Genomic DNA, 16,204 nt, shown 5'->3' on the forward strand with positions numbered 1-16,204 from the left:
GCATTAGTTTGTCTTTAATTTTTTCTTGTCAAAACCGTAGGGGCAATGTCTGCAGCCGCTTTCACAACAATAACCGCGTTTTAGGTGGTATTGTTCTGTAAAGCAGCGATAGCCTTCTGGTGTTAGGTAATAATCACCTTCTTCAACAGGGATAATTTTCTTCATATTACAAATATAGTGTAAATTGGAAAGATTTTTGAAGGCGTAAACGTATGATTCTAGTTTCAAAATTTATGGTTCCAAAAGGATTCACAGGCATCACGCTGTTTCCTTTTGTATTCGTAAAATATGCTCAACTTAAGGAAAATAAAGTATTTGTAAACCATGAACGTATACATCTCAAGCAACAAATAGAACTGCTGATTATACCATTTTTTATATGGTATGCATTAGAGTTTTTGGTGCGCTATGCCCACTATAGAAATTGGTATCTCGCCTACAGAAATATTTCTTTTGAGCGCGAAGCATATCATGAGGAAGAAAACCTAGAATTTTTAAAAATCCGACCGTTTTGGAACTTTTTGAAATATCTTTACACCCCATGACATTCAACTTGCTTTCCACAAATCAAACTATAAATCTTGGTAAGAATAGCACGCAATCGCTGGCTATTAAGAGAGAGGATCGGATTCATCCTCAAATTTCTGGAAATAAATACCGTAAACTAAAATACAATATTGCGCAGGCAAAAGCTGAGGGCAAGCTGACTTTGTTGACTTTTGGAGGCGCCTATTCCAACCATATTTCGGCCGTGGCGGCGGTAGGAAAGGAATCCGGTTTCCATACCATCGGCGTTATAAGGGGCGAGGAACTCGTAGACAAAGTGGCCACCAATCCGACCCTTCAATTTGCGGAACACTGCGGGATGCAGTTTAAGTTTGTAAGTCGAGAAATTTTTAAATTTAAAACGGCAGAAAGTTTTATTCAGAAATTGAAACGTGAATTTGGAGAATTTTATTTAATCCCCGAAGGTGGCACCAATGAATTGGCTATAAAAGGTTGTGAAGAAATACTAGCAGAAGCCGATAGTGCATATGATTATATCTGCTGTTCAGTGGGCACGGGCGGAACCATTTCCGGAATTATTAATGCCTCAAAACCCCACCAAACAGTTCTGGGATTTCCGGCGTTAAAAGGTGACTTTTTAAGGGAAGAAATTAGTAAATTTGCCCCAAATTTAAATTGGGACCTTATTACTGAGTATCATTTTGGCGGTTATGCTAAAATAAATACGGAATTAATCAGTTTTATGAATCAGTTTAAGGCCGATTTTGATATTCCTTTAGATCCTGTTTATACCGGAAAATTGATGTTTGGCGTGATGGATTTGTTGCATCAGGGCTATTTTCCTGAACACTCAAAGATTTTAGTGATCCATACGGGCGGACTTCAGGGCGTGTCAGGAATGAATGCGGTATTGAGAAAGAAGCAGTTACCTTTAATTAGATAATGAAATTATGAAGTTTAGTGTTCGAATAATGATGATGTTGATGTTGGCTTTGATGCTTGCAAGCTGCGGCGGTAAGAAGCGAATTGTGACCAAAAAAAAGCAGTCTAAAGCAAAAACCGAACGAGTTGTCGTAAGACACGAACGTCCTACATCTACAAAACCATCAGCTAAAACTTCTACGGATAAGGTCCCAGGGGGGACGACGTCTGGATCTTCAGGGAACTTAAATATTAGCGAAATTTATATTGCTACCTATAGTGAAATTGCCAAGAACAATATGCGACAGCATAAGATTCCGGCGAGTATCACATTGGCTCAAGGGATTTTAGAATCTGGTTCTGGTAGAGGCCGTTTGGCGGTAGAAGGTAATAATCATTTTGGGATCAAGTGTCATGGGTGGTCCGGTGATAAAATACACCATGATGATGACGCGTCTCAAGAATGTTTTAGAAAATACGGGCATGCGGAACAATCCTTTAAAGACCATTCTGAATTTTTAACATCTCGTGGACGCTATGGAGACTTATTTAAATTAGATTTAGATGATTATGAAGGTTGGGCAAAAGGGTTGCGTGCAGCAGGTTACGCCACCGATCGTAAATATCCTGAAAAATTAATCAGTTTGATTGAGCGTTTTCAGTTATATATCTTTGATGAAGAAGTTCTGGGGACCCGAAAAGTTAAAACGAGATCCACTGATATTGCCAATAATTTGACGCACAAGGTAATACCCGGAGATACCATGTATTCCATTTCAAAACGTTATAATATTTCAGTTAACGACTTACAGAAACTCAACAGAATGACCAACTCTAATTTACAGGTTGGACAAGTTCTCATTGTAAAATAAATTTAGTTCATGTTATACCAACGCAGTAGTAGTTTATTTAAGGAAGCAGAAAAAGTTATTCCTGGAGGCGTTAATTCGCCTGTAAGAGCATTTGGTGCCGTAGGTGGCACGCCAATTTTTGCCAAGTCGGCTAAAGGAGCTTATATTCAAGATGAAGATGGTAATCAATATATCGATTATATCAATTCTTGGGGTCCGATGATTCTCGGCCATGCTTTTGAACCGGTTGTAAATGCAGTCATTGAGAAAGCTAAGCAAGGCACCTCTTTTGGGATGCCAACGGCTATAGAAACAGAAATCGCCCAATTGGCAACGTCAATGGTGCCCAATATCGATAAGATACGTTTTGTTAATTCCGGAACTGAAGCTTGTATGAGCGCGGTACGTTTAGCACGGGGCTATACTAAAAAAGATAAAATCATCAAGTTTGCGGGGTGTTATCATGGGCATAGTGATTCCTTTTTAATTGCTGCGGGTTCTGGGGCGATCACTTTTGGAACGCCTAACAGTCCTGGGGTGACTCAAGGCACTGCAAAAGATACGCTCCTCGCAACATACAATGATATTGTTAACGTTAGGCAATTGCTAGAAGCTAATAAAGGCGAAATAGCCTGTATTATTATTGAGCCAGTTGCCGGAAATATGGGATGTATTCCTCCAAAAAATGACTTTTTAAAGAAATTAAGAGCTGTGTGTGATGAACACGATGTGCTGTTGATTTTTGATGAGGTGATGACCGGTTTTAGATTAGCTCCAGGTGGCGCTCAGGAATTGTATAATGTAGATGCAGATATTGTGTGCTTCGGGAAGGTAATTGGTGGCGGATTGCCCGTAGGTGCATTTGCAGCTCGTAACGACATCATGGATTATTTAGCGCCCAATGGTCCTGTATACCAAGCAGGAACTTTAAGCGGAAATCCGTTAGCCATGGCTGCAGGTTTGGCCATGTTACAACATTTGGATAAAGACCGCACTGTATTTACACGTTTGGCTGAAAAAACAGAATATTTACATAAAGGTATCGCCACAGCACTTCAGGCGAATAACATAGAACATACCATTAATAGAATGGGCTCTATGATTTCTATTCATTTTGAAGCTCATGAAGTGGTTGATTTTGAAACGGCAGCCAAAGCCAACAATGAGCGCTTTAAACGCTTCTTTCACGGCATGCTTAAAGAGGGCATTTATATTGCTCCCAGCGCTTTCGAAACTTGGTTTATTAGTGATGCACTATCCTATGAAGATTTAGATGCCACGATTGCGGCGGTCGATACTGTCTGCAAAACTTTATAAAAACAAAAAAGGGATTTAAAATTATTTTAAATCCCTTTTCATTTAATTTCCTAGCTACTGATTATTACTGTTTTGATTTGTGTGCCCCTTTTTTATGCGAACCTTTATGTCCACGCTTAGCACCGATTTTCTCCCATTTTTCATACTGCTCTGCAGATAAAATCGTTTTCATTTTCTTCTTCATTGAAATCTGTCGGTCCAAACGCTCATTTTTCAATTTTAAGCGCTCTTCTTTAGATATGGATTGTTCAGCCTTGTCCTTAGACATGTCTGATTTTTTATCGGCTCTAAATTTTGCTTCCTCCAAAAATAAAGACGAAACCTCTTGTTGTTGTTTATCGCTCAAATCGAGTTTTAAAGTCATTTTCTTGGCCTTTAATTGGGCCATCGCTTCTGGGGAGTAGTCCATTTTAGACTCGGTTCGATCTTTTCTCATTTCTGTTTTTTGCTCTTGTGCTGAAAGTTGTAGCGTTGCAAAAGCAATTACTATCATAACTAATTTTTTCATACCATTTTTCTTTTAAAGTTCTTGTGTTTGGACTCTCTATGTACCAAAAGGTTTAAACTGTATAAGGTTACGGGATGCATTGGGCCTAATTTAAGATGATTTGAGAACCCAAAATCACCTGTAGTCTACCTTTGTGGTTAAAGGCATATACTACTCTTAAAAGAAATATTAAGTACATTTAAACTTTAAATAGAATTCGATGAAATCAAAATTAAGTGATGAACTGCCTGATTTAGTTACGCACAATATCATCTCTGAAGAGACGGCCTTAAAAATTCAAACTTACTTCGACTCTAAACATGAAGATGCCCCCAATCGGTTATTTACGGTGTTTGGTATTTTAGGCGCATTGCTCATCGGCTTGGGCGTGATTTTAATGTTGGCTCATAATTGGGATTATTTTCCAAGATCCCTAAAAACGCTGCTTGCGTTCTTGCCTTTAATCATCGGTCAAGGTTTGGTGGGTTACACGATTCTTAAAAAGAAAAGTGCCACATGGAGAGAGGCTTCGGGTACATTTCTGTTTTTTGCGGTGGGCTCGAGTATCGCCTTGATCAGTCAGATTTATAACATTCCTGGCGATTTAAGTGTATATGTGTTGACTTGGGTGGTATTGGTTATGCCCTTAATATATCTGCTAAAATCTCATGCCGTAGTCATTTTGCATTTGGTATTTTCAACATTTTACGCTAGCAGTTTAGGCTATGATGGGTTTGGCGTTGCTCCGTGGTACTATCTGCTACTCTTGGCGTTTGTTTTGCCCTACTATGTTTCCATGCTAAAGCGCCAACCCCAATCGAATCGGGTGTCGATTTTCAATTGGCTATTGCCTTTGAGTGTCATTATTACCTTGGGCACGTTTTTACAGGAACATGGTGAAATGGGTTACGTGATGTACGTGATTCTTTTTGGTATTTTTTATAATATTGGTAGGCTACCTCAGTTTGCTGATCAAAAATTAAGACGGAATGGGTATGTGGTATTAGGCTCGGTAGGAACCGTAGTGATGCTGTTGATTATGAGTTTCAATGGGGTTTGGGATTTTGAGTGGGATGCGGCGCTATTTGCATCACATGAATTTTTAATGACCATTGTATGCTATGCTATAGGACTGGCACTACTAATTTATTTACATAAAAAACGATTAGTGCAATATATAAACCTCTTTCACTATGTCTTTATCATTTTTGTCATCGTGTTTTTTAGTGGAATGGGAAATAACATAATGGCTACCGTCATCGTTAATCTTTTGGTACTCTCGCTAGGATTGATTACGATCAAATTTGGTGCTGACAAGTTGCATTTTGGAATTCTCAATTACGGCCTAGTCATTCTTACCGCCCTAATTGTGAGTCGCTTTTTTGATACGGATATGAGTTTTGCCATAAGAGGGCTTTTATTTGTTGGCGTTGGGATTGGATTTTTTGTAACGAATTATGTGATGCTTAAAAGGAAAAAAGCAATAGTAACTCCAAAACTTTAAGACAATGAAAACAGTCCATATCATCTCGATATTTCTAGTGCTCGTTTTGGCGCAATTGTTTGTACCTGCTAAAATGATTTTTGATCAAGAAAAGGTCCTCACAAAAGGTGTTTCTTATAAATTCAAAACCCAACCTGTAGATCCTTCTGATCCTTTTAAAGGGAAATATATTTATTTGAATTATGAAATCAATTCCGCCGTTTCCAAAGATACCACTTGGGTAAATGGGAGTCCAATTTACATCGCTCTCGCTACGGATGCTTTAGGATTTGCAACGGTGAAACGATTTTCAAGAACTGCGTTTGAGGATTCCGACTATATTCAAGCAAAAGTAGATTGGTATAACAAGATGAACCAAACCGTACATTTTTCTTTTCCCTTTACTGAATTTTATATGAATGAAGCGAAGGCTTATGAAGCAGAAGTGGCGCACATGAACGCACAAAGCGATTCCCTTCCTAACAACACGTATGCCTTGGTTTATGTTTTTGAGGGGAAAGCGGTACTTGATAATGTGTTTATTAATGATATTCCTATTGCAGACTATGTTGAAAAGTAAGCTATTAGACATAGCCACTCAAAAAGGGTGTAAATAAAAAATGCTTCAAGAAGATCTCGAAGCATTTTTTTTATGTGTGTGCAATTATTTCTATTTGCCTAAAGGATTTAGAATTGCATCAATACGCTCTAAAGCATCTCTCAAATGGATTTTGCTCATCGTATCTCCAGTTCTTGATAAACCAGATCTAATCGCGCTTTCCAATGATCTTAGTTCTGCTCTAGCAATGGCTCTGATGTCTGATTGATTGACATCAACATTGGTTCTAGAAAGAAAACGTCTAAACTGGGAAGGTACTGGCGTTTGGTCTTTCGTCATCAAATAATTCATACGGTCAATATAGCCTCTTTGAAGATTTCTTCGGTAGGCATCAATTGATTTTCCGCTATTCAACTCACTAAAAATGCCTTTGCGCAAATCTTGCATCATGGTCAATAATCCGTAGGCTTCTTTGTTGTTTGTGGTTTCATTCTCAATCATGCGTTGCATTCTTCCAAAATCAAGAATATTATCTAAGGTATTGATTTGCATGCCACGGATACGCTCTAAACTACCGTCATATTCAATTTTATCGAAAATAGAGGCATCTATGAGCCATTCTGGTGTTGTAAACAATTCATCCTGAAGGAAATTTAAAGCTTCTTTTTGTTTGGCTTTGTCAACCGGAGAGTAAACAGCACCTTCCTGATCGTAAGTCTTGTAGTTTTCGTAAACTCCACCGATATTTGCGGTCACGTGGCCCATATAACGGTTGTACTGTCCTAAAACTTGTTCGTACATTGTGCCTAAATCGCTATAATCTTTGCCATCTTCAGCAGTCCATTTGATAAGGTTGGGAACGATGCGTTTTAAGTTGGCAATACCATAAGCGCTTGCTTTCATCGCATCATCGCCTAAATCTTCAGTTTGAGAACTTGGGTCAATAACCCCACCGCTCTGTTGTCTTCCAAAACGATACATCGGGTCGCCTGCATGTTCTAAAATCCAACTGTCTAAAGTTTTCTTTTCATCTTCTGCCGTTGCTGCGTCTAAAATAGGACGGTAGCCCCATGAGATGGCATATTTGTCATAAATACCGATATTTGGCATTAAGGCAACGCCTTCATCGCCCGGTTGTGCGATGTAATTAAAACGGGCATAATCCATAATAGATGGTGCCGTTCCGTATTTTTTAGTGAATTCAGGATCTCTTAAATCGTCCACTTTATAAGCTGCGCTACTGCCCATATTATGAGGTAAACCTAACGTGTGACCTACTTCATGAGAGGACACAAAACGCACCAATCGGCCCATAATATCATCTTTAAATTTCACGCTTTGAGCATCTGGATTGATTGCTGCGGTTTGCACGAAAAACCAGTTGCGCAACAAGGTCATTACGTTATGGTACCAGTTGATGTCACTTTCTAAAATCTCACCACTTCTTGGGTCACTAACGTGAGGTCCATTAGCATTAGGGATTGGAGAGGCCAAATAACGGACAACAGAATAACGGGCATCTTCAGGGCTCCATTCTGGATCTTCCTCAACCGTTGGTGGATCTTTGGCGATGATTGCATTTTTAAAGCCTGCTGCTTCAAACGCAACTTGCCAGTCTTCAATACCTTCTTTAATGTATTTTCGCCATTGCTCAGGTGTAGCGCGGTCTATATAATAGACAATTTGTTTTTTAGGCTCTACCAATTCGCCACGCTTAAATTTCTCAAGATCTTCATCTTTTACTTCAAGACGCCATCTGTCTAAATAGGTTACTTTTTTACTTTCATGAGCATCCAAACCGTAGTCCGTCTGTCCACTTGTAAACCATCCGACACGTTGGTCAAAAATTCTGCGTTTCATGGGCACTTCTGGAAGAAGCACCATGGAATTATTTAATTCTATGGAGATGGCACCACTAGCAGCATTAGAAGGTGGCTCACTTGCGCTGTAGGTCTTTACGTGGCGTGATTCAATGTTTAAAGGGTAACTTTTTACACTTTCTATATACGAAAGATCACTTTCCAAACGGGTGACTTTATATTGTTTTCTGGTCCTATCCGGTAAGCCAAATGGCTTCACGTCTTTGTTGAATAAATCAGTAACATTAATTACTATAGATAAGGAATCTTTGCCGATGGCTTTAATTGGAAAACTAAAAATAACCGGTTCAAAGTTAGAATTTACCACTGCTTCATGTACTGGAAGGGTGTCATTGGCAACCACACTGTGAGAAACCATACGTAATAATACTCTCTTATCCTTTTTTTGCCAACGCAGCACTTGCTCATCTTGCTTTCCACCGCCAAAGCCTAAACCACTAGCTGTTTTTGCAATACGCGTTACCATCAGCATTTCACGCTCAAATAATGAATCTGGAATTTCATAAAAGTAGTCTTCTTCTACTTTGTGAACAGTAAACAAACCAGGATCACTTTTGGCGTCTTTCGTAATAACTTTGTTGTAAGGCTGGATGTCATCTTTTCCAGGTTTTTTTGCTGAGGCATCAGCGGAAGCGGTAGATGATGATTTGGAGGCTTTTTTAGCGGTTGCACAAGAGGCAACTAAAAAAAATGAAGCCATAAGCATCACGCTTAGGGAAATTCTTTTCACGTTGTTAGAGGTTTTGAAATTTAAAAAAGGGAAAATACGCAATACCTATCGTAGATAGTGTGTTGGCATTTTTTTTAATATTTATTTAACTATTGTAAGGCGTTGATGCCTCTACTTCCTTTTTATGGAGAGGCTTTTATTCTTTTAAATACCCAACGAGTAAGGCATGGTCAGATTCAGGCTGATAAAACTTTTGGAGAAGCACAGGAGTGAACATGTTATTTGTAAAAATTTGATCAAGTTCCAATAATGGAATTCCAAAAGGCCAGGTGGCCGTGAATCCTTGGCCATAGTTTCGCAAACTCTCGTAGTGAGGTGTAAAACGTTTGAAATGCACACTTTTTTGCGGGGTATTGAAATCGCCCATGATGATTTCAGCATTGTTCTGAAGTGCGAATTGCAAGGCGGCTCCAATGGCTTTTTCCTTGTTCATGGTTGGACTTTGATAGATGTCCGTGATCAAAAACGTTCGTGTATTGCCGTTCAAGTTAGCTTCAACAAAATTGATTTTATAGCTGGCTTCTTTACTCTGGTAATTTACTGCGGTTATGTTGCCTTTGACGCCCACCATCATAAAACCTTCTAGAATTTTAAATTCATAAGAAGGGAAAGTCTTTGATAATAATTGTAGGTCATCTTCCGAAGCGTATTCGGTTTCTACCAGACCAATGATATCCGGTTGTGCTGATTTAATGTGCGCCATGAGTACCTCTACAGGGAATTCCCATGCGTCAGCAGCGTTCCAGAATAGCACCACGGTGGTCTCATTTGGGATGTCCCCATCGCTCTTAAAATTGTAAGCTGTATAAAACCAATAGACGCTTATGCTTAACGTAATACCAATTAGGGCAATAAAAAGGAGCTTCCATCTATAACATAGTAAGGTAACAATAATCCCAAAGAAGATTAAAAAGGGAAGTGGTACGGCATAAAAGAAGACTTGTAAACTTTGGAAGTGATCTTTAAGCACTAAGTGCATCATTAATAGAAAAGCATATGCCACTAATGCACATGCTTTTAGAATTAATTTGGATGTTTTCATGGTTATTATGCGATGTCGACAAACAATCCATCATCTGTTTTAGAGACTTTGGCCAATTTATTCTTGGTCAATCCTTTTATGGTGGCATCCCATTTTTTATTGCTCAATCCGGATTGTTCCTTTAAAGCATTCAAATTAATTGGCGCATTAGATTTCAAAAGGGTGAATACCGCTTTCTCCTCCTCTGTCATCGCCACTGCTTTCTTTTCTGGCTTCATTTGTGGGAAGAACAGCACTTCTTGTATCGATTGGTTGTTGGTCAAATACATGATGAGACGGTCCATCCCGATCCCCATACCTGATGTTGGCGGCATCCCATATTCTAAAGCACGTAAGAAATCATAATCAATTACACCGGTAGCTTCATCATCGCCTTTTTGAGCCAATTCTTTCTGGTGTTCAAAACGTTCACGTTGGTCAATAGGATCGTTTAATTCAGAATAGGCGTTGGCAATTTCTTTACCACAAACCATCAGTTCAAAACGTTCTGTCAACTCAGGATTATCGCGGTGTTCTTTACACAACGGACTCATTTCCTTAGGGTAATCTGTGATAAAAGTGGGTTGGATGTAGTTGCCTTCACATTTTTCGCCAAAAATTTCGTCGATCAATTTGCCTTTCCCCATGGTATCGTCTACTGCAATACCCATGCCCTTGGCAGCCTGTCTGATCTCATCTTCTGTTTTTCCGGTAATATCAAAACCAGTAAAATGTTTGATAGAATCGGTCATTGTAACGCGTGCATAAGGCGCCTTAAAATTGATGTTATGTTCGCCAAAAGTGGCTTCTGTAGTGCCGTTAACCGCAATAGCGCAATGCTCCAATAACTCCTCACAGAATTCCATCATCCAATTGTAATCTTTATAAGACACGTAGATTTCCATAGCTGTAAACTCCGGATTGTGTGTACGGTCCATTCCTTCATTTCTGAAGTTTTTAGAAAATTCATAGACGCCATCAAAACCACCTACAATCAATCGTTTTAGGTAGAGCTCATTGGCAATTCGCATGTATAACGGAATGTCCAAGCTGTTGTGATGGGTTGTAAATGGTCGGGCTGCAGCACCACCAGGAATTGGTTGTAATACAGGTGTTTCCACTTCAAAATAACCCGCATCATTAAAAAATTGACGCATGGCTGTGTATAACTTGGTGCGTTTAATGAACACCTCTTTAACTTTCGGGTTGACCACCAAATCTGCATACCGTTGTCTGTAACGTTGTTCAGGATCTGTAAACGCATCATAAATAACACCGTCTTTTTCTTTTGGCAGTGGTAAAGGTTTTAATGATTTACTCAGAAGTGTAAAATCTTTAACTTTCACTGTTTTTTCGCCCACCTGAGTGGTAAAAAGTTCGCCTTCCACGCCAACAAAATCTCCAAAATCCAATAATTTTTTAAAGACTTCATTGTATTTGGTTTTGTCTTCACCAGTACAAATTTCATCTCTATTGAAATACACCTGAATCTTGCCTTCAGAATCCTGGATTTGGGCAAAACTTGCTTTCCCTTGAACTCTCATAGACATTAAACGGCCAGCAATGACAACCTTCTTTCCTTCTTCAAATTGCGCTTTTACCTGTTTGGACGTGTGGTCTACAGGATATAAATCGGCTGGGTACGGATTGATACCCAACTCACGTAATTTGTCTAATTTCTCTCTTCGAATGAGTTCTTGTTCTGAAAGTTGCATGCTCTTAAATTTTTGAATTGCAAAATTACACTATTTACTCAAAATTAGCCACCTAATTTTGGGGATAGATTGCCGATATAACGTAACAAATTGGTTTATTTATCGTCTTATAAATACATCAATCATCAAAATCACTAAAATTATGAGTATTTGGAGGGTCTTGCTTTCTATTTTTTGTCCACCATTAGCAGTTATTGACCGGGGTTGCGGCTCCATTATCATCGTGTTTTTACTGTGGCTTTGTGGATGGGTACCAGGCGTCATTGCCGCCTTGGTTATTTTGAATAATCCGAAACGGTAGGATTCAGTTTTAAGTAGGCAGTTTTCAGTCTTCAGTTTACAGTGGGCTAGTTTTGAAAAATAGCGCTTTGTGTAACTCTGTGCTTCTCTGTGTAACTCTGTGGAATAGCATTAAGTTAAAAGTATTATGATCATCCAAATCTACAGTATAATGAGTATTAAGATGGTCTTACTCCCTGTTTCTTCCATTATCAGTAATTCCGTTATTGCGTATTATTATTATTATTATTATCGTGTTCTTACTGTGGCTTTGTGGATGGGTTCTTGGCGTCATTGCTGCATTAGTCATTCTGAATAAGCCGAAGCGGTAGGATTCAGTTTTCAGTTTTCAGTCTTCAGTGGGCTAGTTTTGAACAATAGCGCTTAGTGTAACTCTGTGCTTCTTTGTGAAACTCCGTGGTATAGTATTATGTCATCTGTCTTCCGTCTTCTAATCAAATGAGGTTACAGTCTGGATTATTTCAATCCCACATCACAGCGCATCCATTCAAAATAGTTTAAATTTGTAGTCTATGAATAGAACCATTGAAATTCAAGATTTAGGCCAAAAGGATTACCTAGCCACTTGGGCATATCAAGAGGAATTGTTCCAGTCTGTTTTAGCTACTAAAATTAAGAACAGGAGGGAAGATGCCCATTTAGAAACTTCAAATTACCTGTTGTTTGTAGAGCATCCTCACGTGTATACTCTAGGAAAAAGTGGTGATGTTTCTAATTTGTTGTTAAATGAAGAACAGCTGATTCAAAAAGGGGCTACATTTTATAAGATCAACAGAGGCGGCGACATTACCTATCACGGACCAGGTCAGGTAGTAGGCTATCCCATCCTGGATTTGGAGAACTTTTTTACAGATATTCATAAGTATTTGCGACTTTTAGAAGAGATGGTCATCTTAACCCTTGCTGAGTACGGTGTCAAATCAGAACGCAGTCCTGGTGAAACCGGTGTTTGGCTTGATGTGGGAACACCTTTTGCACGTAAAATCTGTGCCATGGGTGTGAGAGCGAGTCGTTGGGTAACCATGCACGGATTTGCGCTGAATGTTAACGCCGATTTGGGGTATTTTGATCATATCATCCCTTGTGGTATTCGCGGCAAGGCGGTAACAACACTAAATGTCGAATTAGGGGTTGATACTGTGGATGAGGCTGAGATTAAAGCGAAACTGCTGAGCCATTTTCTGAATCTTTTTGAAGCGATTCCACAACACGAGAACTTCACATTATAGAGTATGGGGCACATCCAAAAAATCATATTGTTGGTTGTCATTGTGCCCTTAGCCCTTTTCCCAGGCGGATTGATTTCTTATATCTTGCTCTTTGAGAAACTAGCATTTGAAACCACGATGTGGATTCCAGTGGGAATGACCATTTTAGGGATATGCAGTTTGATTTTTCATTTTAAAACCAAAAACTTTTATAAGCTGCTCAATAAACAAGACTCAATTCCGAAGGTGGAACCCTTGTTTTGGATACTCGACATTGGATTTGGAGTGGTTTATACCCTGATGTCGCTGTATTTGATGTATGTGATGAATCAGCTAAAGCCTATGAGGGAATATACCATCATGCTGGCCTTTATAATTCCGTTATTTATTGCAGGTATTTGGACCTTGTTGGAGGCGTTCTATCTGAATAAATTAATACAGATCCATAAGTTTGCACACCGCCATATAGAGATTGAGGAAATTAAGGGTGATGGGTTTAGTGCTTAGTTGGCAGGATTCAGTAGGCAGTTTGCAGTCTTCAGTTGGCAGTATTCAGTTTTCAGTTATCAGTTGTTCGGCAATTAGGAGATGTCGGTACGCAGTATTGAAACTTCAAAAATTCATTACATATGGAAATCGTAACTCCCAAATCCTCAATCAACAATCAACAATCTTCAATTCCTCTATTTTTCCTCATTAAAATACACCTTATAGTAATGCATTTTTTTGACATCATCGTAACCGCGTTCTAAATATTCTGCGGAAGCGTCAGGCGCATCAACGTCTAATTTAATTTGGATGTTGGTATCGAGTTTGATCTCTGTCTTAATCTTTTGTTTTTGCTTTTTTAGGACACTCTCCGAAACGTCAAATTGATTACGGATAATTAAAGAGTGATCCGTTTCAAAGCCTTTTTTATAATCGTCAAAAAGATCTTTATAACTATCATCTTCAAACACGTCATCTTTGAAACTTTCAACATTTATGACTTCGTTTTCCTTGAAAAAATCGATGGTTTTCGCTAAAAATGTACTACGCTCTTGAAGGCCGTACGTAGGCTTTAAAATTTCCTCAGAAAAATCTTTACAGAGTTCAATATAATTTTTGGTGTGTTGGTTATGGTCATCAGGATATTTTACATTTAAAAAATGTTTAATCCAATATTGCGTGTCGTATGAGTTGTTGTCGACACTTAAAATGATGTTGCCTTCAGTATCCGAAGTATTTAAAATCAAACAGCCTTTGTCCACTTTTTTGGTGGGAATTCCTTTTTGGGTGATGATGTCATAGCTGTTGTTCTCCAAATAGGTTTGAAAAAATTCAGCTCGGGTTTCAATTTTGAAAATCCCCACGGCATTCACAAATAAATCTTCATACTGAATGTCATTAAAAAGACACACTAAAACATCACCAGTTTTAATTTGTGCGGAATTACTCTGCTCAAACAGATGGGTGACGATGTGCTTTGAAACATCTACGAAATTGCTTTCATCAGCAAATAATTGAGAAGCATAACTGTTAATCTCGTTAAGGCTGATGTTGGAATGGTGATTAAACCGATAACTCTCTACCAAGCTTCCAAAAGGACGTAGTAAATACGGTAACATTAAATCATAACTAATCTCGTCAAAGTCAAGCTCCTGTTCAGAAAAAGCGTTTTTAGTGCTGTTGAATTTGTTTCCCACCTTATGAAGAATGGCTTTAGAAAGGGAGGCTTTAATACGTTTGATCATGACGATGCTTATTATGTTTTTGAGGTCTGCAATACTACATAAATTTGATCGAAATCAACGAAAAAACGCCAAAGAAAAATCGATGGCGTTTGTAGTTTAAAAGGATGTTTTTTGCATTTAGAGCGTAATAAATTCAACGCGTCTGTTTTGTGCTTTCCCGTCGGGCGTGGAATTATCTGCGACTGGACTATTGGCGCCTTTTCCGTCCGATTGTAATCTGTTTTCAGGAATGTTATAGAGGTTTATTAAAGCATCTTTAACAGCTAAAGCGCGTTCTTTAGATAGCTTTAAATTGGCATCACTATTGCCATCGGAATCTGTATGGCCTACAATATTTAGTTTCATATTTTCATCTTGCTGTAACACTTGGGATATTTGTAATATAATACCGAGCGACTGTGGTTTAATTTTGGATGAACCAGAATTGAACAGGATACCATTTGTAGAAATTCTACCATCAGAGATGAGTTTTCTTCTTAAGTCCTCACCACCCTCAGCAACTCTAAGGTTGCTTATGAAAATGCGTTCTTTACTATCTTTAGTATATAAAACACTCAATTTTATGTGATTTAAAAAGTTGAGTTCTTCAATCATACGAGGGATGTCCAAGTATTTTTTTTCATTGACCCATAGTCGGTATCTGTTTTTTGTAACTGCAATGGATATATGGGGTTGGTTCAATAAATCTTTTCTAATATCCGCCGTTGCATTGCTGGTAATACCACCAGGTTTGCCCTTAAAGAAATTGGTAGAACGGATGCCATAGGAATAGTATTGGCATAAGGAAAAAGAGCTTTGAATATAATTAGCGGTGCTTGCAGTGAGTTTGTCAGAATCACTCAAGATTAATTTCAAATAAGCGCTAGAGCTCGTATCCTTGTCCAAACCTTGGGTGACAACGTCAAACTCTATCGTATAATCTTCAGGCAGGTTTTTAAGATCGGGCACATAGAAAACGTTGTGTCCTGATTTTAGTTCAAACCAATTGCCTTCCACATTGTTTATTTTCACAACTTCACCGGTACCATTCGTATTCCATTTTGAAGGAAAGTCTCCAACGAAATCCTGAGAAAAATCATCATAAAATAAGATTTTGTCACCAGGAACGAAATCAAATTTACTGTACACTTTTAAATCATCGGATACATTTTTTTGTTGGGACGCTGTTGAAGCGTTAGGTTGTGATGAAGAGTCATCTGAAGTCGGGCCGTGTGTTGGCTTATTGGGTGTGGGTTTTTTAGACGATGTGTCCTTCGGGTCCAAAATGGAGTCCATCATTTTTCCCGTCTCTTTCTCTGTTTTTTGTTCCAGTTTTCGTTCTACGGTACGCTCGGCACTTTTTTGTATGCGTTTCCATACTTGCGCATTGGCCGTAGGGATAAAAATGAAACCTAAAAGCGTAATGCTCAATAAGTATTTAAATGTTAAGGATGTTTTCATTATCAATACTGTTTTAGATTAATAGCAAAGTTTAACATAATCAAAACTTCTG

17 protein-coding genes are annotated in these 16,204 nt (G+C 38.6%); 10 read left to right on the forward strand and 7 right to left on the reverse strand.

Features of this window, described 5'->3' with window-relative positions:
- Window positions 1-3: 3 nt before the first annotated feature.
- On the reverse strand, window positions 4-165 hold the full coding sequence (locus ES711_RS16285) for a DUF5522 domain-containing protein (RefSeq protein ID WP_166643253.1): 162 nt from the start codon (window positions 163-165) through the stop codon (window positions 4-6).
- 47 nt (window positions 166-212) lie between these two features.
- Here ES711_RS16285 and ES711_RS13120 point away from each other — a divergent pair, with 47 nt between their 5' ends.
- Genes ES711_RS13120 through hemL form a run of 4 tightly spaced genes read left to right on the forward strand, consistent with a single transcriptional unit; the run spans window position 213 to window position 3,596 of the window.
- A complete protein-coding gene (locus ES711_RS13120) occupies window positions 213-545 on the forward strand; it encodes a hypothetical protein (RefSeq protein WP_146893754.1) in 333 nt (110 codons plus the stop codon).
- On the forward strand, window positions 542-1,450 hold the full coding sequence (locus tag ES711_RS13125) for a 1-aminocyclopropane-1-carboxylate deaminase/D-cysteine desulfhydrase (protein WP_146893755.1): 909 nt from the start codon (window positions 542-544) through the stop codon (window positions 1,448-1,450). The genes ES711_RS13120 and ES711_RS13125 overlap by 4 nt, the downstream gene beginning before the upstream one ends.
- Window positions 1,451-1,457: 7 nt before the next feature.
- Window positions 1,458-2,300, forward strand: coding sequence for a glucosaminidase domain-containing protein (locus ES711_RS13130; protein WP_146893756.1), 843 nt, complete (start codon window positions 1,458-1,460; stop codon window positions 2,298-2,300).
- 9 nt (window positions 2,301-2,309) lie between these two features.
- Window positions 2,310-3,596, forward strand: coding sequence for a glutamate-1-semialdehyde 2,1-aminomutase (gene hemL / locus ES711_RS13135; protein ID WP_146893757.1), 1,287 nt, complete (start codon window positions 2,310-2,312; stop codon window positions 3,594-3,596).
- 64 nt (window positions 3,597-3,660) lie between these two features.
- On the opposite strand, the gene ES711_RS13140 is transcribed toward hemL, so the two are convergent.
- On the reverse strand, window positions 3,661-4,104 hold the full coding sequence (locus tag ES711_RS13140) for a hypothetical protein (RefSeq protein WP_146893758.1): 444 nt from the start codon (window positions 4,102-4,104) through the stop codon (window positions 3,661-3,663).
- A gap of 199 nt (window positions 4,105-4,303) precedes the next feature.
- Here ES711_RS13140 and ES711_RS13145 point away from each other — a divergent pair, with 199 nt between their 5' ends.
- On the forward strand, window positions 4,304-5,587 hold the full coding sequence (locus ES711_RS13145) for a DUF2157 domain-containing protein (RefSeq protein ID WP_146893759.1): 1,284 nt from the start codon (window positions 4,304-4,306) through the stop codon (window positions 5,585-5,587).
- Between the two features lie 4 nt (window positions 5,588-5,591).
- Window positions 5,592-6,146, forward strand: a complete 555-nt coding sequence (locus tag ES711_RS13150) for a GDYXXLXY domain-containing protein (RefSeq protein WP_146893760.1) — start codon at window positions 5,592-5,594, stop codon at window positions 6,144-6,146.
- A 90-nt stretch (window positions 6,147-6,236) separates the two neighbouring features.
- Here ES711_RS13150 and ES711_RS13155 read toward each other — a convergent pair whose 3' ends face one another.
- From ES711_RS13155 to lysS, 3 genes are all read right to left on the reverse strand, one after another.
- Window positions 6,237-8,711 (reverse strand): zinc-dependent metalloprotease, encoded by a 2,475-nt coding sequence (locus ES711_RS13155; RefSeq protein WP_146893784.1) that lies wholly within the window; start codon window positions 8,709-8,711, stop codon window positions 6,237-6,239.
- Between the two features lie 160 nt (window positions 8,712-8,871).
- A complete protein-coding gene (locus ES711_RS13160) occupies window positions 8,872-9,777 on the reverse strand; it encodes an endonuclease/exonuclease/phosphatase family protein (RefSeq protein WP_146893761.1) in 906 nt (301 codons plus the stop codon).
- A gap of 5 nt (window positions 9,778-9,782) precedes the next feature.
- A complete protein-coding gene (gene lysS, locus ES711_RS13165) occupies window positions 9,783-11,471 on the reverse strand; it encodes a lysine--tRNA ligase (RefSeq protein ID WP_146893762.1) in 1,689 nt (562 codons plus the stop codon).
- Window positions 11,472-11,613: 142 nt separating this feature from the next.
- On the opposite strand from lysS, the gene ES711_RS13170 reads away from it, so the two are divergent.
- From ES711_RS13170 to ES711_RS13185, 4 genes are all read left to right on the forward strand, one after another.
- Complete coding sequence (locus ES711_RS13170; protein WP_133757367.1) at window positions 11,614-11,772, forward strand: YqaE/Pmp3 family membrane protein; 159 nt, start codon at window positions 11,614-11,616, stop codon at window positions 11,770-11,772.
- A 175-nt stretch (window positions 11,773-11,947) separates the two neighbouring features.
- Complete coding sequence (locus ES711_RS16635) at window positions 11,948-12,082, forward strand: YqaE/Pmp3 family membrane protein (protein ID WP_146893785.1); 135 nt, start codon at window positions 11,948-11,950, stop codon at window positions 12,080-12,082.
- Between the two features lie 201 nt (window positions 12,083-12,283).
- Window positions 12,284-13,000, forward strand: a complete 717-nt coding sequence (gene lipB / locus ES711_RS13180; protein WP_146893763.1) for a lipoyl(octanoyl) transferase LipB — start codon at window positions 12,284-12,286, stop codon at window positions 12,998-13,000.
- Between the two features lie 3 nt (window positions 13,001-13,003).
- A complete protein-coding gene (locus tag ES711_RS13185; protein ID WP_146893764.1) occupies window positions 13,004-13,486 on the forward strand; it encodes a hypothetical protein in 483 nt (160 codons plus the stop codon).
- 176 nt (window positions 13,487-13,662) lie between these two features.
- On the opposite strand, the gene ES711_RS13190 is transcribed toward ES711_RS13185, so the two are convergent.
- Complete coding sequence (locus ES711_RS13190; RefSeq protein WP_146893765.1) at window positions 13,663-14,712, reverse strand: nucleoid-associated protein; 1,050 nt, start codon at window positions 14,710-14,712, stop codon at window positions 13,663-13,665.
- Between the two features lie 117 nt (window positions 14,713-14,829).
- Complete coding sequence (locus ES711_RS13195; RefSeq protein WP_146893766.1) at window positions 14,830-16,152, reverse strand: OmpA family protein; 1,323 nt, start codon at window positions 16,150-16,152, stop codon at window positions 14,830-14,832.
- Window positions 16,153-16,204: the final 52 nt, after the last annotated feature.

It is taken from the genome of Gelidibacter salicanalis, from assembly GCF_007997285.1.
GTDB lineage: Bacteria > Bacteroidota > Bacteroidia > Flavobacteriales > Flavobacteriaceae > Gelidibacter > Gelidibacter salicanalis.